The 26,644-nt window shown below is 66.9% G+C and carries 22 protein-coding genes; 12 read left to right on the top strand and 10 right to left on the bottom strand.

The features are described 5' to 3' along the window. Positions 1 to 58: 58 nt before the first annotated feature. From Verru16B_RS12180 to Verru16B_RS12155, 6 genes are all read left to right on the top strand, one after another. On the top strand, positions 59 to 1,309 hold the full coding sequence (locus Verru16B_RS12180; RefSeq protein ID WP_069962534.1) for a sensor histidine kinase: 1,251 nt from the start codon (positions 59 to 61) through the stop codon (positions 1,307 to 1,309). Next, entirely contained in the window at positions 1,306 to 1,974 is a 669-nt protein-coding gene (locus tag Verru16B_RS12175) for a response regulator (RefSeq protein WP_069962533.1), read from the top strand. The genes Verru16B_RS12180 and Verru16B_RS12175 overlap by 4 nt, the downstream gene beginning before the upstream one ends. A gap of 158 nt (positions 1,975 to 2,132) precedes the next feature. Beyond that, a complete protein-coding gene (locus Verru16B_RS12170) occupies positions 2,133 to 2,669 on the top strand; it encodes a hypothetical protein (protein ID WP_069962532.1) in 537 nt (178 codons plus the stop codon). 5 nt (positions 2,670 to 2,674) lie between these two features. Continuing rightward, positions 2,675 to 3,535 (top strand): prepilin-type N-terminal cleavage/methylation domain-containing protein, encoded by an 861-nt coding sequence (locus tag Verru16B_RS12165; RefSeq protein WP_069962531.1) that lies wholly within the window; start codon positions 2,675 to 2,677, stop codon positions 3,533 to 3,535. A gap of 10 nt (positions 3,536 to 3,545) precedes the next feature. Then, a complete protein-coding gene (locus tag Verru16B_RS12160; protein WP_069962530.1) occupies positions 3,546 to 5,804 on the top strand; it encodes a hypothetical protein in 2,259 nt (752 codons plus the stop codon). Continuing rightward, positions 5,794 to 6,585 (top strand): hypothetical protein, encoded by a 792-nt coding sequence (locus tag Verru16B_RS12155; protein ID WP_069962529.1) that lies wholly within the window; start codon positions 5,794 to 5,796, stop codon positions 6,583 to 6,585. The genes Verru16B_RS12160 and Verru16B_RS12155 overlap by 11 nt, the downstream gene beginning before the upstream one ends. Here the strand turns inward: Verru16B_RS12155 and rdgB are convergent. Genes rdgB through Verru16B_RS12135 form a run of 4 tightly spaced genes read right to left on the bottom strand, consistent with a single transcriptional unit; the run spans position 6,530 to position 11,538 of the window. After that, on the bottom strand, positions 6,530 to 7,183 hold the full coding sequence (gene rdgB / locus Verru16B_RS12150) for an RdgB/HAM1 family non-canonical purine NTP pyrophosphatase (RefSeq protein WP_237023410.1): 654 nt from the start codon (positions 7,181 to 7,183) through the stop codon (positions 6,530 to 6,532). The genes Verru16B_RS12155 and rdgB overlap by 56 nt on opposite strands. After that, positions 7,149 to 8,309 (bottom strand): bifunctional diaminohydroxyphosphoribosylaminopyrimidine deaminase/5-amino-6-(5-phosphoribosylamino)uracil reductase RibD, encoded by a 1,161-nt coding sequence (gene ribD / locus Verru16B_RS12145; protein ID WP_069962527.1) that lies wholly within the window; start codon positions 8,307 to 8,309, stop codon positions 7,149 to 7,151. The genes rdgB and ribD overlap by 35 nt, the downstream gene beginning before the upstream one ends. Beyond that, positions 8,306 to 8,950, bottom strand: a complete 645-nt coding sequence (locus tag Verru16B_RS12140; protein WP_069962526.1) for an MBL fold metallo-hydrolase — start codon at positions 8,948 to 8,950, stop codon at positions 8,306 to 8,308. Before Verru16B_RS12140 ends, ribD begins: the two co-directional genes overlap by 4 nt. Positions 8,951 to 9,006: 56 nt before the next feature. After that, a complete protein-coding gene (locus tag Verru16B_RS12135; protein WP_069962525.1) occupies positions 9,007 to 11,538 on the bottom strand; it encodes an ATP-binding protein in 2,532 nt (843 codons plus the stop codon). 443 nt (positions 11,539 to 11,981) lie between these two features. Between Verru16B_RS12135 and alaS the strand changes: the two genes are divergently transcribed. Further along, complete coding sequence (gene alaS / locus Verru16B_RS12130) at positions 11,982 to 14,699, top strand: alanine--tRNA ligase (protein WP_069962524.1); 2,718 nt, start codon at positions 11,982 to 11,984, stop codon at positions 14,697 to 14,699. A gap of 36 nt (positions 14,700 to 14,735) precedes the next feature. Continuing rightward, positions 14,736 to 15,833 carry a DNA alkylation repair protein gene (locus Verru16B_RS12125; RefSeq protein ID WP_069962523.1) on the top strand — a complete coding sequence of 366 codons (1,098 nt, stop codon included), beginning with the start codon at positions 14,736 to 14,738 and terminating at the stop codon, positions 15,831 to 15,833. Between the two features lie 74 nt (positions 15,834 to 15,907). Here Verru16B_RS12125 and Verru16B_RS12120 read toward each other — a convergent pair whose 3' ends face one another. Beyond that, positions 15,908 to 18,403 (bottom strand): ABC transporter permease, encoded by a 2,496-nt coding sequence (locus Verru16B_RS12120; protein ID WP_083270316.1) that lies wholly within the window; start codon positions 18,401 to 18,403, stop codon positions 15,908 to 15,910. Positions 18,404 to 18,556: 153 nt separating this feature from the next. On the opposite strand from Verru16B_RS12120, the gene ispH reads away from it, so the two are divergent. After that, positions 18,557 to 20,278, top strand: coding sequence for a 4-hydroxy-3-methylbut-2-enyl diphosphate reductase (gene ispH, locus Verru16B_RS12115; protein ID WP_069962521.1), 1,722 nt, complete (start codon positions 18,557 to 18,559; stop codon positions 20,276 to 20,278). Here ispH and Verru16B_RS12110 read toward each other — a convergent pair. The 4 genes from Verru16B_RS12110 to Verru16B_RS12095 all read right to left on the bottom strand — a co-directional run bounded on the left by Verru16B_RS12110 (position 20,268) and on the right by Verru16B_RS12095 (position 24,302). Then, positions 20,268 to 21,569 (bottom strand): hypothetical protein, encoded by a 1,302-nt coding sequence (locus tag Verru16B_RS12110; RefSeq protein ID WP_157772393.1) that lies wholly within the window; start codon positions 21,567 to 21,569, stop codon positions 20,268 to 20,270. The two genes, ispH and Verru16B_RS12110, sit on opposite strands and share 11 nt — an antisense overlap. Before the next feature lie 63 nt (positions 21,570 to 21,632). Next, positions 21,633 to 22,268, bottom strand: a complete 636-nt coding sequence (locus Verru16B_RS12105) for a coiled-coil domain-containing protein (RefSeq protein ID WP_069962519.1) — start codon at positions 22,266 to 22,268, stop codon at positions 21,633 to 21,635. Positions 22,269 to 22,415: 147 nt separating this feature from the next. Continuing rightward, positions 22,416 to 23,381: a hypothetical protein gene (locus Verru16B_RS12100; RefSeq protein WP_069962518.1), complete on the bottom strand. Its 966-nt coding sequence runs from the start codon at positions 23,379 to 23,381 to the stop codon at positions 22,416 to 22,418. A gap of 21 nt (positions 23,382 to 23,402) precedes the next feature. Then, on the bottom strand, positions 23,403 to 24,302 hold the full coding sequence (locus tag Verru16B_RS12095; RefSeq protein ID WP_069962517.1) for a ParA family protein: 900 nt from the start codon (positions 24,300 to 24,302) through the stop codon (positions 23,403 to 23,405). 113 nt (positions 24,303 to 24,415) lie between these two features. Between Verru16B_RS12095 and Verru16B_RS12090 the strand changes: the two genes are divergently transcribed. Together Verru16B_RS12090 and Verru16B_RS12085 are read left to right on the top strand one after the other, a co-directional pair. Continuing rightward, positions 24,416 to 24,889, top strand: a complete 474-nt coding sequence (locus Verru16B_RS12090) for a PaaI family thioesterase (RefSeq protein ID WP_069962516.1) — start codon at positions 24,416 to 24,418, stop codon at positions 24,887 to 24,889. A 64-nt stretch (positions 24,890 to 24,953) separates the two neighbouring features. Further along, the gene (locus Verru16B_RS12085) at positions 24,954 to 25,340 is read left to right on the top strand and encodes a response regulator (RefSeq protein ID WP_083270523.1); all 387 of its coding nucleotides are present in this window, start codon (positions 24,954 to 24,956) and stop codon (positions 25,338 to 25,340) included. 105 nt (positions 25,341 to 25,445) lie between these two features. Here Verru16B_RS12085 and Verru16B_RS12080 read toward each other — a convergent pair whose 3' ends face one another. Further along, complete coding sequence (locus Verru16B_RS12080) at positions 25,446 to 26,117, bottom strand: energy transducer TonB (RefSeq protein WP_069962514.1); 672 nt, start codon at positions 26,115 to 26,117, stop codon at positions 25,446 to 25,448. Positions 26,118 to 26,209: 92 nt separating this feature from the next. Between Verru16B_RS12080 and Verru16B_RS12075 the strand changes: the two genes are divergently transcribed. Next, positions 26,210 to 26,644 (top strand): DUF4442 domain-containing protein, encoded by a 435-nt coding sequence (locus tag Verru16B_RS12075; protein WP_069962513.1) that lies wholly within the window; start codon positions 26,210 to 26,212, stop codon positions 26,642 to 26,644.

Here is a 26,644-nt window from a genome sequence, read left to right as displayed (position 1 = left end):
GCGTTTGTCGAAGGTTTTGACGTCCCCCCCGCACTCAGCATAGGTTCCACCCGCCTTGATGAACCTGAACACCCGCACTTTGGGCCTCGCTGTGCTGCTCCTGCTGCTCTTCCTGGGCGCCGCCCTGAGCCTGCAGGCGTGGTTGTCCCGGGAGACCAGGCAACTCCATCGCCAGGCCATCGAGGAGACCCGCGGTCGCCTGGGCCGGATCATCGCCCTCAGCGGTCTGCCGCCGGAAAAGTGGGATGCCTATTTTCAGGACGAGCTCGGCGCCATGGTCGGCGGCCGCGTGACACTCTACCCGACCGCCACGCCGCCGCCCGCCGGGCCCGCGGCCCCCGGTCAACTGGTGTTCACCGAACCCGTCGGTCGCGCGTCCGGGTGGGAGGCCCGGGTGGGTTTTGCCGTCCCGGCCCTCATCCGCGCGCAGGTGCAGCAACAGCGCATCCTCGCCACCATCATCCTGCTGGCCCTGCTGCTCGCCCTCGTGCCCGTACTCGTGGCCGTGCTGGCGACGCGACGCTCCGCCGCCGGCGACACCGCCACCCGCACCCCGTGGGCGGCCACCCGGGCGCAGGCCACCGGCTTTGAACAGCTTGCCCGGCTCTCCCACGAACGCTCCACCGCGCTCGCCCAGGAACAGGGCGCCCGCCAGCGCGCCGAGGAGGACCTGCAGGTCAACCGCCACCTGCTCGACCGCTCCGTGGCCGAACGCGTGCGCCTCGGCCGCGAACTGCACGACAATATCTGCCAGACTCTTTACGCCGTCTGCCTCACGCTGGAGAGCGTGCAGAAAAAATCCGCACTCACCCCCGCCATGCACGACCGCACGGGCCAGTGCCTCGTCGAGCTGCGCCGCCTCAACCAGGAAGTGCGCGCCTACCTGCAGGACCTCGAGCCCGGCCGCGTCAACGGCCAGTCCTTCGGCGCCGCGCTCGCCGGCATGCTCGGCTCCCTTCCCGCCGAGGATGAGGCCCGCATCGAGCGCCGGCTGGATCCGGAGGCCGTCGAGCTGATCACCTCCGGCCAGGTGGCCGAGATCATGAACATCCTCCGCGAGGCCGTGAGCAACAGCCTGCGCCACGGCCGGCCGGCCCACATCATCCTGCGCGCCGCCCGCGACGGCACCACCCTCGCCCTCTCCGTCCAGGACGACGGCGCGGGCTTCTCGCCCCACGGCCATCGCGGCCATGGGCTCGACAACATGCGCGCCCGGGCCAGAACCATTGGCGGTGCCCTCCACATCGAATCCGACCCCGGTCAGGGCACCCGCGTGATCCTCACCCTGCCCACCACCCCCGCCGCATGACCACCGCCCCCGCCATCCGCGTCCTGCTCGTCGACGACAGCCCGATCATCCGTCTCGGCCTCCGCAGCGCCTTGGAGGATTACGCGGACCTCAAGATCGTCGGCGAGGCCGGCAGCGCCACCGTCGGTCTCGATCTCGTCAACCGGCTCAAGCCCGACGTGGTGATGCTCGACCTCCACCTGCCCGATAAATCCGGCCTGCTCGCCTGCCGGGATTACCTGAAATCGCGCCCGCAGACCGCCATCCTGATTCTCACCTCGAGCAGCAATGAGCGCCACATGCACGACGCCATCGAGGCCGGCGCCCGTGGCTATCTGCTCAAGGAGAACGAGGGCCCCGCCCTCGCCGCCGCCCTGCGTACCGTCGCCCGCGGCCAGTCCGTGATTGATCCGTCGATGGCCGGACAGGTCCTGAATCTGGTCCGCAACAAGGGCGCCCACACCGCGGCCGACCGCCTGGCCGACCTCTCCCCCCAGGAACGCCGCGTCGTGGCCTTGCTCGCCAGCGGCCTGACCAACAAGGAAATCGGCGATCAGCTGAGCCTCACGGAGAAGACGGTCAAAAACTACCTGGCCACCATCTTCAACAAGCTGAACATCACCCGGCGCACCCAGGCCGCCGCCCTTTACGTGGAGGCGGGACAACCGCCTCAGCGGGACGCCTAGAGGCTTTAGCCTCTGGTTGCCAGGGAGTCCTTTGCCAAGGCCTTAGGGCCGTAGCGGCTCGGTCCGGACTGTTCTATAGTGGCAGGGTCATGCCTCCCTCCTCTCTCCCTGCCCTGCCCTCTGCGGCATCGGACCAGCCCAGCCCGGCTTCACCCGGTATGCCTGCCCGCCCCCGCTCTTTCCGCGCCCTGGCCTGCCAGCGGGCCGTGTCGCTGGTCGAGGTCGTCGTTTCCCTCGGCATCCTGACGATCGTCGCGGTCAGCGTGCTGTCGGTCACCTTCATGATCCGCTCCACCGCCGAACAGGCGGTTTACCAGAACACCGCCCTCACCCTTGCCCAAGGCTATCTCGAGCAACTGCGCAGCTTGGACTACACGTCGCTCGCGGCCGCCGCCTCCAGCACCAGCAATCCCCTCTCCCTCATCAACGCCGCGGGCAACGCCGTGAGCGACGAATCCGGCAACGCCATGAACGCCGGCGACTGGGCCCGAGAGCGGGTCTTCCTCGATATCAACGCCGCAGGTGCCAACATCCAGCCGCTGACCTTCCGTTTCCGGCCTGTACTCACCAACATGACCGGCACCGCCATCGGCGTGGAAATCACCGTGTTTTTTGAAACCACCTACGACTGGGGTGTCCGTCGCACCTACAACGGCGCGCTCCGCACCGTCCGTTCCTCCGTCCCCACTTACTGATCCCCATGACCACCTCATCCGTCCGACCCGCTTCCCGCGGCTTCTCCCTCGTCGAGGTCATGGTCACCATGACCGTGTTCGGCCTGGTCATGGCCGGCGCCCTCCCCTTCTTCGTCTCCAATATCAAATATCAGTTCGTCGGTGAGCAAAAGCTGCTCATCAACAATGATATTCGCCGCATCACCAACGAGCTGGTCGAGAACGCCCGCGAGGCCAACAGCTTCACCCTCTACCGCAGCTTCTATAATCACAACAACTACACCGGCGCCCCCGTCACCCGCGACGTGAACGGCAACGGCTCGGTCACCTGGGCCGATCGTCTGCTCAACGGGCAGGCGGGCGATTTCCTCGTCCTCGTCTACTACCGCGACCCGTACTTCGACTCCCGCTTTTTCGACGGCACCCCTGGCAACTCCCCGACCCTCACGAACGGTCAGGTGACCCGCCTCGTCGGTTACTACATCGCCCCCAACCGCCGGATTCCCGGCGAATATGCCCTCTATTCCTTCGACACCGACCTTTCCCGCGGGCCGACCGACACCACTTGGACCACCCCGTGGGGCGCGACGTTCCCCGCCACGCTCTCCAGCACCATTCCCCAGCCCTCCGGTACCACCACCGTCGAGGCCCTGCTCCCCGCCGCGACCTCCGCCTGGGCGCAGAACAACGCCCACCGCATCGTCATCAATGACCTCAACGGTCTCGCCATGACCCCCGTCACCGTCAACGGCACGGCCACCACCACCGGCTTCTCCTTCTTCAACTTCCAGAACCGCAGCGTCATCGTCCGCACCAAGATCCTCCACGGCAACCAGGCCAAGCGGGTGACCAACACCTACAACTTCACCATCACCCCCCGCGGGTGATCCTGTCCCGATGAAAAACCGTCTCCTCTCCATCCGCGGCTCGGCCCTCGCCACCACCGTCATCCTGACCACGGTGATCGGCCTCACCGCCGTCGTCCTGCTCAAGTACTCCATGTCGGAGTTCCGCCTGAACCAGCGCACCAACCTGCGTTTCCAGGCCAAGAATGCCACCGAGGCCATGCTGGAATACGGCTCCGCCGAACTGATGGCCCGCATTCAAGCCAGCGTGAACTTCGCGACCAGTGAGCTCACCACCAATCCCCTGACCGTCCCCTCCGCCCGCAAGACCACCCTCTTCGCCCAGAGCGCCACCGCCGAGAACGATGTCGCCCCCGGCACCATGCGCTTCTGGGCCAGCCAGGTGAGCGACAGCACGCGCCGCCTCATCGATCCGGGTGACCCGGGCAACGACTTCGACCCCCTCCGTGGCCAATACGCCACCACCAAGATCATCAAGCTGCTGGCCCAGGCCACCGCCGCCGCCGGCGACGTGACCGCCACCAGCTATGGCACCGAGACCATGGAGATTCGCGATGCCTTCCTCTTCAACTACGCGATTTTCTACAACATCACCATGGAGTTCCACCCCGGCGCCGACATGACGATCGCCGGCCCCGTGCACTCCAACGTCAGCAGCTACATCAGCGCCAGCTCCACCCTCCGCTTCCAAAATGCCGTGACCGCGGCCGGCTCCATCCTGGCCGGTCCGCAGTCCAACGCCGGCACCGGACGCCCCACCGGCCAGAACGTCCAGTTCGCCACCGGCCTCGACCTCAACCTCGACGGCGTGCCCGACACCATGGCGCTTAACTCGAATACCATCCTCGGAGCCAACGGCTCCGCCCTCGGCACCTACGTGGACTCCGCCCTCGCTAGCCGCTCCGCCGGCAACACCTTCTCCTCCGTCGCCTCCCAGACCTGGCGCGGCAACGTCCAGGACAGCTCCATGGGTATCATCACCCAAAATCTCCCCGCCATCACCGCCGATACCCCGGCCGAGGCCCACGACCTGATCGAACCCCGCGACCCCAGCGTGAGCGGCGCCAGCGCCGCCGCCGTGCAAAGCCGGGAATCGCAGAAATTCGCCAACAAGGCCGGTCTCTACATCGTGCAGGGCGCGCCCGGCACCGATGGCGCCGCCTCAGGCACACCCCCGGCCCCCGTCGCCTTCAGAACCTCCGCGGACGCGGCCGCCTACAAGGCGGCCGCCAACCGGACCACCTGGCGCTCGTCCAACCCTGATAAAATCGTCATCCTGCCCACCGATACCGTGAAAAACAACCGCCGGATGTATGACCACCGCGAGGGTCGAACCGTCAACACCGTGGACCTCGATGTGGGCAAACTGCGCACCTCTGTCCAAAGCACCACCTCCGGCTCCGCCAACAACATCAAGGTCTATAACAGTGGCACCGGCACCCACTCCAGTGACTGGGATCTGGATGCCACCGGCGGCTGGAACGGGCAGGTTTACGTCGAGGTGGAAAACCCCACCAGTGGCTACACCGCGAGCACCGACGTCGGCGGCATGACGGCCTCCGGCACCGGCACCCGCACGGCCGTCCGTCTGGTCAACGGCACCGCCCTGCCCAACCGCAAGGCGGTCACCGCGGCCGCCCCCGAGGGCTTCACCGTCGCCACCAACGCCGCCGTCTATGTCGTCGGCAATTATAATTCCCCCGGTCTCAATGCCGGCACGCGCAGCGGCACCGCCGTCGGCACCGAGACCACCGCCACCATCGGTGACCCCAAGGACGGCGAAGTGCCCGCCGCCGTGATCGCGGATGCCGTCAACATTCTCTCCTCCGCGTGGTGGAATTCCGGCTCGGGTGTGCCCTCCGGTGATGCCAACAGCAGCGCCGCCGTCTCCTCCCGCGTGGCCGCCAACACGGAGATCTGCGCCGCTTTCCTCACCGGCAATGTCGCCACCGCGGGCAGCGGCAACAACAATTCCAACTACTCCGGTGGCGTGGAAAATTTTCCCCGCCTGCACGAAAACTGGACCGCCAGTGGCAACCGCACGCTCCGCTATCGCGGTTCCATGATCGCGCTCTTCAACAGCGAGGTCGCCACCGGCCCCTGGGCCAATGCCAGCTACGGCGCCCCGACGCGCGAGTGGGGCTTCAGCAAGCTGTTCGGCACCCAGGGCCGCTATCCCCCGGGCACGCCCATGATCCGCTCCTTCCGCCGCCTCGATTACCGTGATCTCTCCGCCACCCAGTTCGCCGCCATACTGGCCGACACCGCCTATGCCTTCGATGAAATGTAACCCGCTGCTCGGTCTCGTCGCTGCCGCCGGCCTGCTCCTGCCGGCCCTGGCTCCCGCCCAGATCCTCGATGCCCGGCCGATCGGCGCCCTGCCGGCCCAGCCCGCGGCGAAAGCCCCCGTCGCCACCACCCCCCGTCCCGGGGCCGTGGCCTGGCCGACCACCCGGCCGCCCCTCGGCAGCCGCTCCTTCACCCGCTACGACGAGGACCGCGGCCAGCTCGCTTTCACCCAGCTGCGCTTCCCCGCGGTCAACCTTGTCATCGACAACGAACGCCTCGACGACTGGCGCAAGGTGGAGAAGCCCGCCCGCTACGCCCTCGAATGGACCGGTCGTTGGTCCGCGGATCTGGTGCTGGGATTCGGCGAGCTGCCCGCCACCAACTTCCCCGTGCCCCTCGATGCCGCGGCTTGGAACACCTACGTCGGCAGCCTCCGCGCCCAGTACGGCACGCGGCTCCGCCTGTTCTGCAATGATGACTCCGATACCAACCCGCAAATGCTCCGCCCCCTGCTCGGCGGACGCACCCGCGTGTTGGAATACGAGATCGCCCCGGAAAAACCCGCGGAGCCGGTCCGCCGTGTCCTCCAGGTCTTCATGGTCACCCCGCGCGGCGTCCTCGTCGCCGGCTACGAGGGCCCGGCAGCCATCGTCCTTCAGTTCAAACAAACGTTTGCCAGCCTGCTGATGAGCATGGAGGCCGAGGATCCGACGGCCACCCCTGCCCTCAGCGCGACCTCAGCCACGCCACCAGCCCTTGCCACGCTCGTCCGCGGTGGCTGATCCGGTTTTTGTCCGCGTCTGATATCTGCGCGTAGGTCCGGTCAAACCCGGCGGGAATGAACAGGGGGTCGTAGCCGAAGCCGTGCCCCCCCGCCGGCTCCGCCGCCAGCACCCCTTCGCACCGGCCCTCGAAAACCTCCTCGCTCCCTTCAGGGCCCCGTAGCAGGAGCACGCACACAAACCGCGCCGCGCGCTCGCCGGGCGGCACGGTCCGCATCACCTCGGCCAGCTTGCACAGGTTCGCCGCGGCATCGTGCTCCGGTCCGGCAAAGTAAGCCGACTCCACCCCCGGCGCCCCGCCGAGCGCATCGACGCACACCCCGCTGTCATCCGCCAGCACCCAGCTCCCCGCGGGCAGGATCGCCTGCAACGCCTGCGCCTTCTTGCGCGCGTTGCCCACAAAGGTGCCCGTGTCCTCCACCACCTCCGGCATCCGCGCCGCCGGGACGACCCGCAGCGCGAGCCCCGAGCCATCGGCCAGCCGCTGGAATTCCTCCGCCTTGTGCCGGTTCCCCGAGGCGAGGTGGATCAACGACGGGAGTGGCCCGTCCTGCCCGGCCGCCTCAGCCATAGTCTTTCCGCCCGAAGGTGGCTTCATCGACATACATCTTCTCCGGATAGCGGACAAAACCCCGCATCAACGCGTCGTCCCCCAGCACCTCGTGGCGCACCTGCTCGAGCCGGATCGCATTCGCCAGCGTCTCCGTCCGCAGCCCGCGTAGGATCGACTTGCTCTTGTCATCCGCAAAGAGCACCGGGGCATGGTAGGTGAAAAGATAATCCAGCTCCCGCGCCTGCAGCAGCTCGCTCAGCAGCTGGGCTCCGCCCTCAAAGAACACGCCGGTGATCCCCTCCTGCGCGCACCGCGTCCGGAAATCCTGGAAATTCACCTTCGGCGTGTTCGCGCCCAGCACCCACGCCTTCACGCCCATGGCGTTCAGTTTGCGCACGTAGCCGAGGCCGCCGTGCGGCGTCGTCACCACGATGGTGCGCTCCCGAAACTCATCGGTGTAGACCGCCGGCATCGCCTTGTCCGTCACCGTCCGCAGGAGCCCGTCGAAAACAAACCGCCACGGACACCACTCGACCCCGCCCACCCGCGCCGTCAGCCGGGGATTGTCCGCCCGCACCGTGCCCGCGCCCACCGCGATGGCGGGAAAATAACGCCGCCACGCATGCCCGTCCGCCCGCGCCTCCGCTCCGGTGATCCACTTCGAATCACCCGTGCGCGTCGCCACCTTGCCATCCAGGGTGACCCCCGACTTGGCCGCGAACAGCGGCTGCCCGGTCGTGATCCAGTGATTGAAAATCAGGTTCAGATCCGCGCATTCCCGGGCCAGCACCCCCTCGGTCACCTCGACCCCGGCCGCCCGCAGCAACCCGTAACCCTTGCCAGCATGTTCCGGGTTCGGGTCGGTGGCCCCGACGACCACATGGCGGATCCCCGCCTCGATGATCGCCGCCGTGCAGGGCGGTGTGCGCCCATGCGTACAGCACGGCTCGAGCGTCACATACAGGGTCGCCCCGGCCTGCGGTCTGCGCCCGAGGGCCCGCAAGGCCATGATCTCGGCATGCGGTTCTCCCGCCTTCGCGTGATATCCCTCGGCCACGATCTCGCCGGCCTCCACGATGACGGCACCCACCAACGGATTGGGATGGGTGGCCCCCCAGCCCCGCCGCGCCCCGGCGATCGCCCGGCGCATGAATGTCTCGTCCTGGCTCATGGTACGACCGCCGCGACGTACGGGTTGGTTTCTTTCTCCGCGCCCACCGTGGTCCGTTCGCCGTGACCGGGCAGCACGACCGTCTCGTCCGGCAGCGTGTAGATCTGCCCACGGATCGATTGCTCCAAAATCTCAAAACTGCCCCCGGGCAGATCCCAGCGACCCACGCCGCTGTTGAACAGGGCATCCCCCACCAGCGCGACCTTCGCCTCGGCCTGATAAAAGAGGACGTTGCCCGGACAGTGCCCCGGCACATGCCGCACCTCAAAGGCGCGGCCCAGCGCCTCGATCCGCTCGCCCGCCTCCACCCACGCGTCAACCTTCACGCCTTCCAGGCCCAGCCGCTGCCCCATGAATCCTTCCATGATCTCGGGGGTCTCGATCAGCGGCTGGTCGGCCCGGTGCGCTCGCACCAAACAGCCGGTCTCCCGCTTCACGGCCGCCCCGTCCTGCATGTGGTCCCAGTGGCCGTGCGTGAGCCACAGCTCCGTCAGCCGGCAATTTTCCTTTTCCAACAGGGGACGGATCTTGGCCATGATGCCGCCGGGGGCGTCCACCAGCACCGCCGCCCCGAGCGCGGGCTCGGTCAGCAGGTAACCGATGGTCTGGATCGGGCCCGAAGGCAGCACATGGATTTTCACGGGATCAGAGTCGCGCACCGGACGGTTTGCGCGCAACGCCAAAGGCGCGCAACGCCTCATGCCTCCGGAAAGGGCGGTCGGCTGCGTCCGCCGTCGATCGCATCCCGCACGATCCGGTAAAGATCCTCCAGCTCATACGGCTTGGCCAGGTAGTTGACCCCGTCCTCCATCGCCAGCTCCTTGCCCGCAATCTCCCGGCTGTAACCACTGCTGTAGATTACGCGCAGGTCCGGCCGCTCCGCCAGAAGCAGACGCGACAGCTGCAGCCCCGACATGCCCCCGGGCATGATCAGGTCCGTCAGCAGCAGGGTGATGTCCGCCTGATGCTCCCGCCACAATTCCAACGCGGCCTGACTGTGGGCGGCCGAGAGCACGCGATACCCTTGGCCGGTCAGGGCCCGCACCCCGATTTCCCGCACCGCCGGCTCGTCCTCGACGAGGAGGATCAACTCCCCCTGCCCCCGCCTCGCCGCGGCGGGACGGCTCGCCTGGGCCCCGGCGGGTAGATCCGCCAGGCGGGGCAGGTACACCCGGAAGGTCGTGCCCCGACCCGGTTCACTGTCCACCTCGATCCAGCCGTCATGCTGCTGGATGATGCCAAAGGCCGTGGCCAGACCCAGCCCCGTTCCCTTCCCCACCTCCTTGGTGGTGAAGAAGGGCTCAAAGATTTTCGGCAGCACCTCCGGGGGTATGCCCTGTCCGCTGTCACTGACCGTCAGCCGGACATACTCGCCCGGTGCCGGCCCGCGCGCCGGCTCGTTCCCTGTCCGCGCCGTCCGTGTCTCGTGCCCCGTTGTGATGCGCAACACCCCGCCCCCGGGCATCGCGTCCCGCGCGTTCACGGCCAGGTTGATCACCACCTGGTCAATCATGCTGGCATCGCCGCGGAACCCCAGCCGTTCGGGCGCGAAATCCAGCTGCATCGCGATGTCTTCGCCCAGCAGCCGCCGCAGCAGCTTGGCCAGCTGCGACACCGCCTCGTTCAGGTCGAGGGAACGCATGCTGACGACCTGCAGGCGGCTGAACGCCAGCAGCTGGCCGGTGAGATTCGCGGCCCGGTTCGCCGCGAGCGAAATTTCCGCTAGGGACTCCGCCATGTCCGGCGGCAGCGTGCGACCGGTTTGCAGCAGCCCCAGATGCCCGATGATCGCGGTCAGCAGGTTGTTGAAATCGTGCGCCACCCCGCCGGCCAGCTGACCGACTGCCTCCATCTTCTGCGCCTGCCGCAACCGCCCCTCCAACTGCGTCCGCTCCGTGATGTCCCCGATGTAACAGTGCACCACGCCCTCCGGCACGATGGGATAGAAGGACCATGACAGCGTGGTCCGGCCCTGCTCGGTCACGAGCCGCAGCCGCGGCTGCCCGCTCTTCAGGCATTCCCCGACAATCGCCGCCGTTTCCGCCGGCCACAACTGGTCCAGCCGCTCCAATCCCATCTTGGCGACCATCGCCAGGGCCGCCGGATTCTGGTAAGCCAGCATCCCCTCCGCCGTGAATTCCAACACCGGGTTGGGATTGAGCTCCGGGAAGTTCGCGAGACGCCGGACTCGGGCCTCGGCCTGCTTCTGCTCGGTGATGTCCCGGGCCGTACCGGTCGCCCCGATCACCCTGCCTTGCTCATCCCGCAGCACCGCGGCATCGAAGGTCAGGTTGACCAGCGAGCCGTCCTGACGCCGGTGGATGGTCTCATGGTCGAAGACCGGCTGCCCCGCCTTGATCCGCTCAAAGACCTGGGCATCCGCCGCCCGCTGCGCCGGGATCACCCAGTCCAGGAAGGGCCGGCCCAGCAGCTGCGCCGGGGCGCACCCATAGATGCCCCGGGCCGCCGGGTTCACCGAGCTCCAGCACCCGGCCGCATCGACCGTCCAGATCAGGTCATGGGTGGTCTCCACGATCCGGCGATAGGCCCGCTCGCGCTCGCGCTGCTCCCGCAGCTGCCGGTCAAACAGCAGCATCACCAGCCCCAGTGAGAAACCCAACACCCGCGCCGCCCACACGCCGTAGATCCACTCCGGGTAATAGGTCAGGTAATATTGCACCGGGACCGCCAGCGCGAAGACGATGTATGGCCCGATGAAGATGATCGCCAGGATCGTTCCCGGCAGCCGGGTTGCCCGCCACATCCGGATGAACCAAAACAGCATCGCCGCCCGGGCCAGCGTGATCAGGAGGTGGATGAAAGTCAGCTCCACGAACACGCTCCAGAAGACGGCCCGGGGTCCGGCCAGCCCGAACGACTCCAAGGCCGCCGGCGCCACGTAGCGCAGGCCCAGGATCACCGGGATGCCACCCCCGAGGATCCATCGACCCAACCACGGCGGGAGCCGGACTCCCGCCAGATCCGCCGCCCCGGCCAGCAGCCACCAGGTGACCACCAGGTTCAGGCAGTCCGACAGGCTGTGCCAGTGACTGAAACCACCCGGATGGTTGAGCTGCGAATAGATGATGCCCACCCGCACCGCCTCCAACAGCCAGCTTTGCGCAAACAGCCGCGCAAACCGCGTCGGATGCTGCCAGTGCATGAACAGGAACATGCAGCCAAAGGCGGCATGCAGCATGATGATCATCTGGACGATGACGGGCTGCATAGCTCGGGGACCGGAATCGTGGCAACCGGGGCGAAACGAGCGGAGGGGTGGGGCCACGCTACGACCCGGGGACGGTCAGGCAACCGTCAATTCACCGGCAGCGGGCGGCGTCTTCCAAGGCGCGGCCCACGGCCCACAACAACTCCCCGTTGGTGCAGGGTTTGTGCAGGATGTGCCGGACTCCGAGGGCTTCGACTTCCGCGATGCGATGCGATCCGCCAGGTCCCAGCGAGTCGTGGCCACGAACGCCCGCTCGGCATCGGTGGCGTCATCCTCGATCAACAGGTTCTCCTCGCATCCACTATCCCTGGGGAGCAATGGGACGATGCGGTGGGCCGCCGGACCCGCGCTCCCGCTCTGGGCCGCGCCGACCGGCTGCCGGACAAATTCACCTCTTGCCAACCCGCCCCCGCCCCACTGTCTTTTACCCTCACAATTTTGCCATGAACTCCGCTGAGATCCGCCAGTCGTTCCTCGATTTCTTTGCCTCGAAGCAGCACGCCGTCGTGCCGTCCTCGTCGCTCATGCCGACGGCGCCCAACCTGCTGTTCACCAACGCCGGGATGAACCAGTTCGTGCCCTACTTCCTGGGCGACCAGGCCGCCCCGTGGAAGCGCGTGGCCGACACCCAGAAGTGCATCCGCGCCGGCGGCAAGCACAACGACCTCGAGGACGTCGGTTTCGATACCTACCACCACACGATGTTCGAGATGCTGGGCAACTGGTCCTTCGGCGACTATTTCAAGAAAGACTCGCTCACCTGGGGCTGGGAACTGCTGACCAAGGTCTGGGGCATCCCGCCCAAGCGTCTCTTCGCCACGATCTACCAACCCGACAAGTCGAAGGGCGACCCCGCCGAGCGTGACGAGGAGGCCTACGCCATCTGGGCGAAGATCTTCACCGATGCCGGCCTCGACCCCGCCGTCCACATCGTCAACGGCAACAAGAAGGACAATTTCTGGATGATGGGCGACACCGGCCCCTGCGGTCCCTGCTCCGAGATCCACTTCAACCTCCTCCCCTCCGATGACGAGACCGAGGGCCGCAAGGGTGTGAACTCCTCCAGCCCGCGCTGCATCGAGATCTGGAACCACGTCTTCATCCAGTTCAACGCCAACGCCGACGGCACCTTCGCCCCCCTCGCCGCCAAACACGTTGACACCGGCATGGGCTTCGAGCGCGTCGCCGGCATCCACGCCACGACCCGCGGTTTCAAGGACTTCTCCGCCGAACCCTCGAACTACAACGCCGACGTCTTCAAGCCGACCTTCGACCGCATCGCCGCCCTCTCCGGCAAAACTTACACCGGCACCGTCCCCACCGAGCGCACCGGCCTCAGCGAGCAGCAGACGATCGACATCACCTTCCGCGTCCTCGCCGACCACGCCCGCTGCGTCTCCTGCGCCATCGCCGACGGCATCCTCCCCGGCAACGAGGGTCGCAACTACGTCATCCGCCGCATCCTCCGCCGCGGCATCATGTACGGCCAAAAGAATCTCGGTCTGAAGACCGGCGACTTCTCCGCCCTCGTCGCCCCCGTCATCGAGTCCCTCGGCGCCGTCTTCCCCGAACTCAAAACCCAGCGCGTCATGGTCGAGAAGGCCATCCGCGCGGAGGAAGAATCCTTCGGCCGCACGCTCGACAAGGGCCTCCAGATTTTCAACAGGGCCACTGCGGCCGGTGCCATCACCGGTGCCTCCGCCTTCGAACTTTACGACACCTACGGCTTCCCGCTCGATATGACCCAGCTGCTCGCCACCGAGCGCGGTCTGTCCGTCGATGCCGCCGGCTTCGAGGCCGAGATGGAAAAACAACGCGAGCGCGGCCGCGCCGCTCGCAAGACCGATGTGATCGTCGCCGCCACCGAGGGCGAATCCGCCGCTGAGGCGACCCAGTTCGTGGGCTATGGCATCGATTCGACGCACGCCACCCACGCCAAGCTCGTGGACGTCGTGAAGACCGAGAAGGACACCTACCTCGTCTTCGACCAATCCCCCTTCTACGGCGAAATGGGCGGCCAGGTCGGCGACACCGGCCACGCCCTGATCAACGGCACCAAGGTCGACATCGTCGACACCATCAAGGACAAGTCCGGCCGCCACCTGCACAAGGTCGCTTCAGAACTTAAACTTCAACTTCCTGACTTAAACTCCACGGCGACGCTCCACGTCGACGTGGCTCGCCGCCGCGCCATCTCCCGTCAGCACACCTCCGCCCACCTCCTGAACTGGGCCCTGCGGAAGATCCTCGGCACCCACGTCCGCCAGTTCGGCACGCACAAGACGCCCGACCGGCTCCGCTTCGACTTCACCCACTTCGAGGCCCTTACCGCCGCCCAGATCAAGGAGTGCGAGCAGCTCATCAACGAGAAGGTTCTCGACAACACCGGCGTCCACTACGCCACCGTGCCCCACGCCGAGGTCTCCGGCCGCGCCGACATCCTCCAGTTCTTCGGCGACAAATACGGCAAGGAAGTTCGCGTCGTCCAGATCGGCGGCTCCGCCGACCCCGCCGGCACCGCGAAGCTCGACGGCTACTCCATGGAACTCTGCGGCGGCACCCACGTGTCCACCACCGGTGAGATCGGCGTCATCAAGATCGTCGCCGAGATGGCCATCGCCGCCGGCACCCGCCGCATCGAGGCCGTCGCCGGCCAAGCCGCCTACGATTTCATCGCCCACGAGGAATCCGCCCTTAAGACCGTCAATGCCCGCCTCAACGCCGGCACCAGCGACGTTGCCGCCAAGCTCGAATCCCTGCTCAACCAGCAGAAGGAGCTCGAGAAGAAGCTGAAGGCCTTCGAGGCCAAGGCCTCCGCCGGCCTCGCTGCAGAACTCGCCGCCACGGCCGTCGCCAAGGACAACCTGAAGTGGGTTTCCACGATCGTCACCGCCGAGAATCAGGACGCCCTGCGTTCCCTCGGCAGCCAGGTCCTGCACCAGGTCGGTGCCGGTGCCGTCGTGCAACTCGGCGCCCTCTTCGACGGCAAGGTCGCCGTCGTCGCCTACTGCTCGCCCGAGGCCATCAAGGCCGGCCAGGCCGCCGGCAAGCTCATCGGCGCCCTCGCCGCCAAGCTCGGTGGCAAGGGCGGCGGCAAGCCCGACTACGCCCAAGGCGGCGGCGGCGACGCCAGCAAGCTGCCCGACGCCCTGAAGCTCTGATTGTAGGGCGGGGTCTCCGAACCCCGCCTTTGCGCCGTGCCCGCCGATCCCCAACCCGCGCTCAAGGACTGGTTCAACGCCGCCCGCTACCGCCAGATCGCGGACCTGCTTGCGGACGTCCATCCCGGCTTCAATCGCCGTCGCTTCCTCGCCGTCGCCTCGGCCGGCCTCGACGAGCTGACCCTCATCCAGCGCGTCCGCCGCGCCACCGAGGCCTGCCACGCCACGCTGCCGCCTGATTTCCCGGCCGCAGTCGCCCTCCTGCAGCGCATCGCCCCCCGCGTTCAGCACGGATTCGTCGGCATCTTCCTCCCCGATTTCGTCGGCCAGCACGGCCACCGCCATTTCGCGGAGTCGATGGCCGCTCTCAAATTCTTCACGCCCTTCTCCTCCTCCGAGTTCGCCATCCGCGAATTCCTGCGCCGCGACCTCACCCGCACCCTCGCCGTGATGGAACGCTGGTCGCGCGATGACAACGAACACGTCCGCCGCCTCGCCAGCGAAGGCTCCCGCCCGCGTCTGCCGTGGTCCTTCCGCCTCGAAGCCATTGTCGCCGATCCCACGCTCACCGCGCCCATTCTCGAGAACCTCCGCACCGATCCCAGCCTCTACGTCCGCAAGTCCGTCGCCAATCACCTCAACGACATTTCGAAGGATCACCCGGCGTGGATGCTTGCGCAGCTGAAATCCTGGGATCTCGCCCACGCGCACTCCCAATGGATCGCCAAGCGCGCCGCCCGCACCCTGATCAAGGCCGGACACCAACCCGCCCTCGCGCTCTTCAATTTCGGAGCCAAACCCGCAGTCAAGGTCAACGGCTTCGCCGTACGCCCCACCCGCCTTAGCCTCGGACAGGCGCTCGAATTTTCCTTTTCCCTTACCTCCGCCTCCCGTCGCCGCCAGCCCCTCGCCCTCGACTACCTAATCCACTACGTGAAGGCCTCCGGCGGCACCTCCGCGAAGGTCTTCAAGCTTCGCGAGCTCACCCTTGGTCCCGGCGAAACTGTCGTCGTCACGAAACGCCAGACGATCCGTGATTTCACGACACGCAAACACCACCCGGGCAGACATCGACTGGAGCTTCAGGTCAACGGCCGCATCCTAGCCGCTGGCGATTTCGAACTGCGTCGCTGAGTTGGCGTCCGCGTAGGGCCAGTCTCCAACTGGCCCGGACCGGTCGAAGACCGGTCCTACCCCCCCAACTCGCCTCACTCGTCCCGCAGTGCCACCAGCGGGTCGATCTTCGCCGCCCGCCGCGCCGGCAGATAGCTCGCGAGCAATGCCACGAGCAACAGCACGAGCGCAACCACCGCATAGACGACTGGTTCGGTCGGCTTCACCCCGAAAAGCAGACTGGTCATGTATCGGCTGAGCAGAAACGCGCCCACCAGCCCGATCCCGACACCCAACGCCGCCTTCCCCAGGCCTTGCTGCAGGATCAGCCCGATGATCTGCCCCTGCGACGCCCCGATCGCCCCGCGCACACCGATCTCGCGCGTGCGCTGCCCGACATCGTAGGCCAGCACCCCGTAGATCCCCAGCGCCGACAGAAACAGCGCCAGCCCGGCAAAAGCGGCCAGCAACAGCATCACCGCCCGCCGGTTGTCAAAGGACGAGCCCACCACCTTTGCCAGGGAGTTCGCCTCATAGACGAAGATCGTCGGGTCGAGCGCCTTGAGTTTCGCCCGCAGGATCGGAATCAGTTCCTCCGCCGGCCGGCTCGTGCGCAGGAAGACGGTCGCACCTCCCGGCCGCGCCCCCTGCGGGACCACCTGGTAGATGAACGGATTGCCACTCTTCTCCTCGACGCCGTTGTGGGGTATGTCCTTCACCACGCCGATGATCGTTGGCCAGTCCTCCGGCTTTTCCGGCCGCGGGCCAAATGCGAACCGTCCACCGACCGCCGAGCCGTTCGGGAAGAACTTGCGGGCGAAACTCTCGTCCACCACGAAGTGGCGGCGCTTCGGATCACGGTCCGCCTCCTCGTAGAAACGCCCTTCGACCACCTTCAGGCCCAGGGTCTCGGCATAGCCGGGTGTCACCTGCACGCGAAAGGCTCCGGGCTGCGGGGAACCCGGCGGCAGCGTGTCCTGTTCGAGCGTGAAGGCATTGATCGGCAGTCCGCCCTGGAAAGGCGTGGACCCCGACAGCGCGAGGGAGGTCACGCCCGGAATCTCCCGCAGGGCCTGGCGAAGCAGCTCCTGAAACCGGTCAGCCGATTCCGCCGTGGCCCGGTGGGCCTGCGGAATGATGATGCGGGCCGTCACCACGCCCTGGGGATCAAACCCCGGATGAACTGCGATGGCCTTGGCAAAGCTGTGGATCAGGAGGCCCGCGCCGGTCAGGAGCATGAGGGCGACTGCCACCTGGACCACGACGAGGATGCTGCTCAGCGCCCGCACGCCGCGGCCGGAGGACGCACTGCGCGAGCTGCTCTGGATGATCTCGGCGAGGTTGGTCCGCAGGATGTGAAAGACGGGGATCAGGCCGATGAGCGCGCCGATGACGACGGTCAGCCCGGCGGCAAAGCCCAGCACCCGCCAGTCGAGGGCCGCCGGCAGCGACTGGGGCATCATCTTCGCCAGGTAGAAATTGCTCGCGCGCAACGCCCCCCAGGCCAGGCCGATCCCGAGCACGGCGCCGAGCGTCGTGAGCAGCAGGCTCTCCAGGATGAGCTGGCGGGCGATCAGGCTCCGGCCGGCCCCGAGGGCCGAGCGGATGGCGAGTTCGGACTGGCGGGCGTTGGCGCGCACCAGCAGCAGGTTGGCCACGTTCATGCAGCCGATGAGCAGCACGAAGGCCACGCCGCCCTGCAGCATGAGGAGAGTGGTCCGGACCGGCTTGACGCGCTGGTCCTGCACGCCGCCGACGTTCATCGTCATGCCGGAACGCTCGGCGAAGGCCTTGGTCTGCGGCGGGGACGCCTCCACGTAACGCTGCTCGATCGTCTTCGCCTCGGCATCGGCCGAGCCGGCCGCGATACCGGGCTTGAGCCGGCCAAAAAGCTGGAGCCCCACCCCGTAGCGTCCCTGCGGGTTTTCCTGTTCCGGCGGCCAGGATAGCGGGATCACGAAGTTGATCCGCGCATCCCACGCCTCGAGCACACGGGGCGCCACACCGATGATCCGGAAGTTCTCATTCCCGATCCGCATCTCCTTGCCGATGACCTCCGGGTACTCGGCGTGGTGCGTCCGCCAATACGTCTGTGTGAGCACCACGACCTTGTCGGCCCCGGGCTTGTTCTGCTCCTGCGTGAAAAACGCCCCGAGCAGCGGCTGGATTCGGAGGAGGGGGAAGATCTCGGCCGTGGCCCGCGCCATGTCGAGTCGGACGGGATTCTGCTCCTCGCCGACCATCTGCTGGCCGAAGGACCAGAGCGCGATCAACTCGTAGGAGGTCGCGTTTTTGCCGTAATCGAGATAGATCGGCACATTGGCCGGCATCTTGTTGAGCCCGGCCTTGGCCGCGGAGGTGTAGAGTTCGACGATGCGCTCCGGCTCACTGAACGGCAGCGGCTTCAGCATCAGGGCATAGACCGAGGAGAAAATGGCGGTCGTGGCCCCGATGCAGAGCGCCAGGGTGAGCAGCGTGGTGGCCGTAATGCCCTTGGTCTTCCAAAGCAAACGGGTGGCGTGGCGGAGGTCGCCAGTTGCCCCGGTCATAAAACCGGCGAAGGATGGATCGTCATCGCGTGGTGATGGCATGGCTGATAAAACCCTGGAACGGGAAAGAAGTTACAACGCATCTCCTCCCGCATAAAGCCCCATCTGGACCAACGGCTCCCGGCGGCATCCCGGCGGCATCCCGGCGGCATCCCGGCGGTTGACCCCCGGCGGGGTTGTGGTTCCGTGAAGGGAATGTCCGTCCCCGCCCAGGTCGTCATCCTCGCCTTCAACCTCAGCAACCAGCTGGCCGTCCGCCAGGCTGGCACGCGGCAGGGCCTGGCCTTCGTGGGTGCGGACGAGGCGATGGCCACCGCCCGCCTCCAGGCCTGCTTCCCCACCCCGCTGCCCCCGGCCGAGTATTTCACCTGCACCGCCGGCGCGCTCTCCTACCGCGTGTTTTTCACCCAAGTAGACACCGACCCGCTGGATGCCGAGGTCAGCTTCCGCTCCCTCGAGCAACTGGACCAGACCCGCCCCGCCCAGGCCGCGTCCCTGGCGGCCGTCCTCGCCGGGCTCGAACCCCACCTCATCGAGATTCCCTACCTGCACCTCGGCGAGAACGACTACATCTACCGCTTCCGCGTCGAACGCCACCGCAACCGCGCGATCTACCAGCAGGACGATGCCGCCCGCAGCCTGTACCAAAGCCAGCTCTGCGAGGCCATCAAGGCCCTCGCCCGCACCAACGAGCGGACTGCCAGCGCCCCCGCCGTGCTCGATTTCGGCGCCGTGCGCTACATCATCCCCAGCCACTTCGGCTTCTGCCTAGGCGTGAAAAACGCCATCGAGCGCGCCTACGAGACCCTCGCCGAAAACCCCGGCCGCCGGGTCTTCATGCTCAGCGAACTGATCCACAACCCGTTTGTGAACGAGGACCTCCTCGGCCGCGGCCTGCGCTACCTGCAAACCGACAAGGGCGTGCCGATCAGCCCGGCGGGCGTCCCGGTCAAACCCGGTTCCACCGAACCCGTGCTGTGGGACTCATTGACCAGCGACGACGTGGTGATCATCCCCGCCTTCGGCGCGACCGACGAGGACAAGCGCCGCCTGATCCGCAAGGGGCTCAAGGTGGCCCAATACGACGCGACCTGCATGCTGGTGGAAAAGGTCTGGAAGGCGGCCCGCGACTTCGGCCGTGCCGGGTACACCGTCATCATCCACGGCAAGAGCGAACACGAGGAGACCAAGGCCACGTTCTCCAATTCCCGCCGCCACGCCCCCTCCCTCATCATCCGCAACCTCGACGAGGCCCGGCTGCTCGGCGACTACATCGCCGCGCCCGACGAGGCCAAACGCGCCGCCATCCTCACGCGCTTTGCCGGCCTGCATACCCCGGGGTTCGACCCGGCCCGCCACCTCGACCGCCTCGCCGTGGTCAACCAGACCACGCTGCTGATGAACGAGACCGCCGCGATCATCGAGTACTTCAAGTCGGTCTTCGCCACCCGGTTCGGCGCCGCCGCCACCGCCGACCACGTCGGCGGCGCGGACCGCAAGGACACGCTCTGCTACGCCACCCAGGTCAACCAGGACGCCTTGCAGCGCGCACTCACCGTCCCGCTGGACGCCGCCTTTGTCGTCGGCGGCAAGAACAGCTCCAACACCTACCAGCTCTACCGGGTGTGCGAACAGCAACTGGGCCAGCGCGCCTACTTCATCCAGTCGGAGAAGAGCATCCTCTCCCCCGCCCAGATCCTCCACTACGTCTTCCCCTCCGCCGGTCGCGGTTCCGCCGGCCACACCGAGCAGCTGCCGCTGTGGAAGGACGGCGAGGGCCCCAAGACCGTGCTAATCACCGGCGGGGCCTCGTGCCCGGACGGGCTCATCCAGCAGGTCATCACCCGCATCAACGGCTTCTTTCCTCCCGGCAGCCTGCGCGACATGGCGCAGGTTCTGGCGGAACTCAAAACCTGATCGAGACGCCGCCCCGCAGGCCGACGGCACTGCCCAGGTCGATCTTGGCCGTGCGATCGCCCAGCTTCTGATCGTAGGAATCAAGCTGCTGCGCGGTCACGCCACCAAAGAGCCCGAGGGTGCCATTCGTGTCCCATTCCAGGTTCAAATCCGCGTAGTAGCCGGTCAGGAACTTCGTCTCCGTGCTGTCGATGGTATCGGCGCCCGTTACCGGATCCTGGGTCTCGAGCTCCACGCCGGGCAGCTCGGCCACAAAAAACTTTTCCGACGCGCTGTAGCGCGTGCCGGCATAGGCCCCGGCAAAACCGGCGCTGGCGGTGATGCCAAACCGGTCGGTGATCTGGGCGCGCACCGTGGGCCCCAGCTTGACCAGGAAATACGCGCCCTTGATCTGCCAGCGTCCGGTCACGGTGGCGCCCCCGGCCGTCAGCACATCTGTGCTCTTGCTGGCGTCCGGCACGGCGTTCAGCTTGACCGTGGTCTCGTAGGCGTTGGCGAAGCCGTCGCCGTCGGTGTCGAACACGGTCTCGACGTAGGGATTGTCCAGCTGGTTCAACGGGGCCGAGGCGCCGTTCAGCGAATAATAATCGGTGTAGGTGCGCAACGTGGAGGTCACCGTGCCGGCGGCCTTGTTGCTGATGTCGTTCAGGGCGATCCCGGCCGCCACCCCCCAGGTGAAGTACCGGCCGCCGCGCCCGAGCTCCCGGCTGAACTGCAGCTCGGCGCCAGCCGTGGCGCCCTGCTCGTTGCGGGCCGTGGCGCCCTCCGAAATGGTGCTGTAATTGCGGAAGGCCACATAGCCGGGGGCCTCCAGCAGCTGTTGCTGCGACATGATCTGCCAGTCGCGCGTCACGCCCGGCGTGTAGCTCACAAAGTCGCCCGACAGGCGGTTCACGGTCACGCCCTCCACCACGACCGGGGTGGTGACCTGGTAGCGCCCGCCCGGCGTGGAGGTCTGGACCCCGCTCGAATTCACTTCATTCGCGCGCAGGACATCGAGGATGACGGACCCGTTGCTGTAGCCCCGGTCCACCGCCCCGGCGCTGGCCGGCACGATCGGATTCAGGGAGGACACGCCGCCGAGCTTCCCGAAATCAACCGTGGCGCCCGAATTCAACACCCGGAAGCCCACGGTCAGCTTGCTGCGCGGCGAAAACCATTGTCCCTGGTTGCGGCTCAGGTCCTCCATCCGCATGTCCTCGCGGGCCGTGGTGTCGGTCTGGGCCGGGAGCAGGGCCGGCAGGGCGGCGAGCAGGGCAAGGGCGGTCGGCTTGAGCAGGCGTGGGATCATTTCGGAAAGGGGCATAGGGGCGGGTGCAAGGCTTGGAAAGGGGAAACTGCCGGAGGTTCCGTGTCAGGCCTTTTCGATGGGCTCCTTGGGCTCATCCTTCAGGACCCCCAGCTGCCGGGCCATCCGCTTCAGGTCCTCCTCCTTCTGCTCCAGCTCCGTTTCCTTCTCCTGCTGCGCCTGCATCTTCTCGAACAACGAGGCCTCGCTTTGGTTCAGGAAATCCTCGCGCTCCTGCAGCGCCGCGCGCTGCTCCTTCATCGAGGCCTCCTGGCGGTCCAGCTCCTCCTTGAGCTTGCCCAGCGCCTCCAGCTCCGCGGGATTCATGCCGCCGCCGGCTTCCGCCGCGGGCTGCTTGCGCATTGCGTCGATGACCTTCTCGCGTGCCTGCAACAGGGCTTCCGTTTCGGCCAGCGCCCGGTCCTTCTCGGCCATTTTGTTCTCCGCGTCGGCCAGCGCCATCTCGCGCTCGCCCACCTTGGCCTCCAGTGCACGCAGGGCCTTCTCCAGTTCCTCGACCTGGGCCCCGCTGAGCGCCGTCTTGCCGCCCCAGGGGGCGCGGGAGCTCGACATGATCGCATCGATGGACTTGCGGGCCGCAATCGTGGCCTGTGTGGCCTCCTGGGCCCGCTGCAGCGGATTGACCCGGCGGGGCAGGACCAGCGGCTTGAGCCCGCCGACGGGCTTGATCGGGGACTTCACGCCGCCGCCCGGCGGCGGAAAGGCCGGGCCGGGGGCCGGACCGGATGCGGCACTCGCCCCAGGTGGGGCGGAAAAGCGGGGGCGGGCGGGAAAGGCGCGCCCCGGGGAGGCGGTGGCGGGGGCGGATTCACTTCAGATCAAGTGGGCTCAGCCCTTGCCAAACAGGCGCGAGAAGAATCCACCCTTCTTGTCTTCGCGGGGGGCGCTCACGGCGGCAGGTTTCACCTGATCCTTGAGCGCGGTGCTGGTCAGCCTCACGGCAATGGCCTCGCGGGCAGGATCGTTGATCACGACAAAGTAGCGCTCGTAGGTGCCGCCGTCCGACACGTGCTTCAACAGGGCGGCCTTGCCGTCCTTGAACCACTCGAACGCGGTGTTCAGGGTCACGCGCATCATGCCCTGGTGCTTCTCAATCTGGTCCTTGCTCAGCGTGCGCGCGGCACTCGCCTCGGCCGGCGGCAGGGTTGCGCCATAGGCCTTGGCCAGGCCCAGCTGGTCGGGCCGCGGCAGGCCGGCGGAAATCAGGCCGATGGCTTCGGCCAGGTGCAGGCCGGTGGAGCCCTTGCGGTACGGGAGGAACTGGCCGATGCCTTCCTCGTCGCCGTGGGTGAGCGCGTTCAGCGCGTTGCGGAAATCGCCGCCGAGGACGACCTTCGTCGACATCTGCTGGCCGAGGTTGGCGAACTCGCCGATGGTCTTGATGCCCTCGGAGGCGCACACGACGCGCGTGCCCTCGCTGAAGTTGGCCAGCACCAGCGGGAAATTCTCCGGGATGCCCAGCCGCGCCAGCGTCTTGAGGATCGGGTTCTCTTTCGAGGCCGTCTCTTCCACCTGGGCGACCATGTCGCCAAAGGGATCGTCGAAGGCCAGCGTCTCCTTGAGGATGCCCGCCAGATGATCGGCCCGGTCGGTGCTGCCCGCGATCTCGGGGAGCATCAGCAGCTCCTCGTAGGTGAAATCGATGTACTTGGACGGCGTCTCCTCCTCGCCCTTGTGGGGCCAGTCCTTGGTGTCCAGATTCTGCGCCAGGCTGACCAGCGAGGTGTCAGCCATGATGGAGCTGCGGAATTTTTTGCGGATCTCGTCCCATTCGTTGCTGGTGAACTTGGCCATGGCGTAAAAGAGGGCTGGGGGTTATTTGATCTCGGGCGGGGCGTTCTCGATGATTTCGGTGGCGAGGCGCATGTAGTCGTTGGCCACGCTGTCGGCCTCGGACCCCTCGGTGCCGACCAGAAACACGGGCAGGCCCAAGGTGACGGCACGGCGCACGATCATCGCATCCCGGATCTGCGTCGTGCAGATCTTGGCCGCGGGCGCGCATCCGCGCTTCTGGGTCTTGAATTGGTTGAGACGAAGCTGCATCCGCATCTTCGGCACCTCGATGTCGGTGTTGGCCTTGATCGAGTTGAACACGATGCCGTACACCTGCGAGGCCGGCCCCATCGCCGTGGTGCGGAAACTCGCCGAGCTTTGCTGGAACCGCAGCAGCTTTTCCACCAGCAGCGTGAAGCCGATCAGGCTCAGCGCATCGGGGTTGGAGGGCACGTAGATCTCGCCGGCGCAGTACACGCCGTTCTGCGAGGCGCGCAGGACGTTCGGCGGGCAATCAAAGAGGATGAAATCGTAGTTGCTCTCGATCTCCGCCAGCTGCTCCTGGAAGATCACGTAGGACGGCCGCTTAGGGTCCGGTTTGTACTCACCCTCCAGGTCCACGAGATTGAAGGTCGTCGGCACCAGATCGAGGCCGGGCAGGAGCTTCTCCCCATCCTTGCCCTCCACCACGTCCTTGATCACGCAATCCTTCAGGCGCGTCACGCCCGGATCAAAAATCGAATAGATTGATCCCGTCCCCGTGGCGTTGATCTTGTTCCAACGCTCCAGCTTCATCAACCAGATGCTGGCGTTCGACTGGGTGTCGAAATCCATCAACAAGACCCGCATGCCACGCCGGGCGAGACTGGCCGCCGTATTGACGATCAGGGAGGTTTTACCAACACCGCCTTTGTAATTGAGGAAGGCTATCTTGCGTGCCATGGGTATTTTATATATCTGGTTCACAGGATGGCAGATGACCCATCGGGTGCCAGTTAAAAATCTTACTAAGTTATGCTTTTCGTGGGATTCCCTAGTCATCGCCACCCCCAACCATGAACGCCCCCAGCCTCCAGGAACGGTACGCCCCGCTCAGCGCCTGCTTCGGGTGCGGGCCCGCCAACCCCTCCGGCCTCCGCCTGCGCAGCTTTGTCCAAGGCGACACCGTCATCGCCACCTGGCAGCCCGCCGACCGCTACCAGGCCTTTCCGGGCCTGCTCAACGGCGGTATTATCGGCACCCTCCTCGATTGCCACGGCAACTGGACCGCCGCCTGGCACCTCATGACCATCAACGGCCTCACCCAGCCCCTCTGCACGGTGACGGCCGACTATGCGATCAAGCTCCTGCGCCCCACCCCCCTCGAGGCGCCCGTCGAACTGACCGCCCGCATCGTCGCCCACACCGCCGACCGGGCCACCGTCGAGGCCGAGTTGCATGCCGCCGGCAAACCCCGCGCCACCTGCCGCGGTACCTTCGTCGCCGTGCGCCCGGGCCACCCCGCCTTCCATCAGTGGGCACCGGCCTGATTCGTCACCGGATCGTCACGCGACCCGCACCAGACTGTCACGCGCCCCGGCCATGATGCCGGCGATGTCCCTCCCCCCCGCCCGCATCCTCGCCGTCGACGACGAACCCGAGCTCACCGAGCTCATGCAATATCACCTCGTCCGGGCGGGCCATCAAGTGACCACCGCCGCCAACGGCTGGGAGGCCATCGCCAGCATCCGCGCGAACCGGCCGGATATCATCCTGCTCGACCTCATGCTGCCCGACCTCGACGGCTTCGGCGTGTGTGAAATCCTGCGCCGCGACCCCTCCACGGCCACCATTCCGATCGTGATCGTGTCGGCCTGGTCCTCCCCCGACTCGCGGCTCCTCGGTCTTGAGCTCGGCGCCCTCGACTACCTCACCAAGCCTTTCAGCCCCCAGGAACTCGTCGAGCGCGTCAACCGCCTCATCCACGCCCGCGCCGTCTAAGCGCGCTTCCGGCCCGAAAAGTGGAACCCGGCCTCCGGACGGGCTGTTCGGCACCGCCGCCACCCTGTCCAGCACCGGGTTCCACCGTCATCACTCGCCGCCCCCTCACCGTGCCGCGTTGAACTCAATCGGCACCGCCATCCGGAAACTCACCTTGCGCCCCAACTGCGTGCCCGGCTGAAACCGCCAACCCAGCACGGCTCGCACCGCCGCATCCACAAAGCTCGGATCCGTCCACTCCACCGCCTCGGCCCTGACCACGCTCCCCTCCTGATCCACCACAAACTGGACCGTGACCCGGCCGTTGATTCCGGCGCGCCGCGCCGCCTCCGGATAGGCCGGGGCGCGCTGCACGACCGCCCGGGGAACCCGGTCGAGCTTGTGCACATCCGGGATGCTCCCCCTCCAGCCCTCCGGCCCATCCCCGTTCCCTTCAGGCAACCCGCGGTGCCCGCCGAGATCCTTCACGCGGTCGATCGCGACCGGGGTGCTCGCCACCGGGACCCGGAACGGCTCGTCGCGCGTGAGCGGCCGCACCACTTCCGGCGCACGGGGCAGCGGTTTCACTCCCGCCGAGGCGGTCCCCGGGTCGCTCTCCTCCGTATCCGAGGGCGGGACCGCCGGCGGTTCCTCGGGGCCCGGAGGCGGATTCCAGACAGCCCCCGGCGGTGATTTGACGATGATCGGCCGTGCCACGGTTTCGGTCATGCCGAAGAAAAGCGCGCCATGCAGGCCCGCTGCGATCAGTGCTGGGATTTTGTAGCGTTCGATGGTCATGTTTGCCTCCGGTTACACGACGCGTCGGCGGAGAATATCTTAGCCCACTCCACCGTTGCCATCCGCCACCGCTCCACGAATCGTCCCCCTCGTTGAAAGCCACCGACCTCGCCTTGAACCGGGCCCTCGGCATCCTCGACGCACCCGCCGGGGCGGACCATCTGCTGGAAATGCCCTTCACGCCGCTGGTGCAAAACCACCTCGGCACCATGCACGCCGCCGCCCAATTCGCCCTCGCCGAGGCGGCCAGTGCCGAGTGCCTGCAACGCCATTTCGGCGCCACGCTCGGCCCGGTCTTCGCCGTCATGCGCGGGGTCGAGGTCGGCTACCGCCGCCCCGCCACCGGGGACCTCCTCGCCTACGGCCAGCCCGATGCCTCCACCCTCACCGGCCTGATCGACACCCTCCGCCACCGCGGCCGCACCAAGGCCGTGATCCTGATTGATCTCAAGGACCGCACCGGCACGCTGACCTTTCATGGTCAATTCGAGTGGTTCATCTCCCTGGCTCCCCCAACTCCGCCCTGA

Origin of the sequence: Lacunisphaera limnophila, from assembly GCF_001746835.1 — a bacterium.
In the GTDB taxonomy this organism is placed as follows: Bacteria; Verrucomicrobiota; Verrucomicrobiia; order Opitutales; family Opitutaceae; genus Lacunisphaera; species Lacunisphaera limnophila.
Note: the sequence above shows the minus strand (reverse complement) of the source record. Positions and strands in the feature narration are given on the sequence as shown.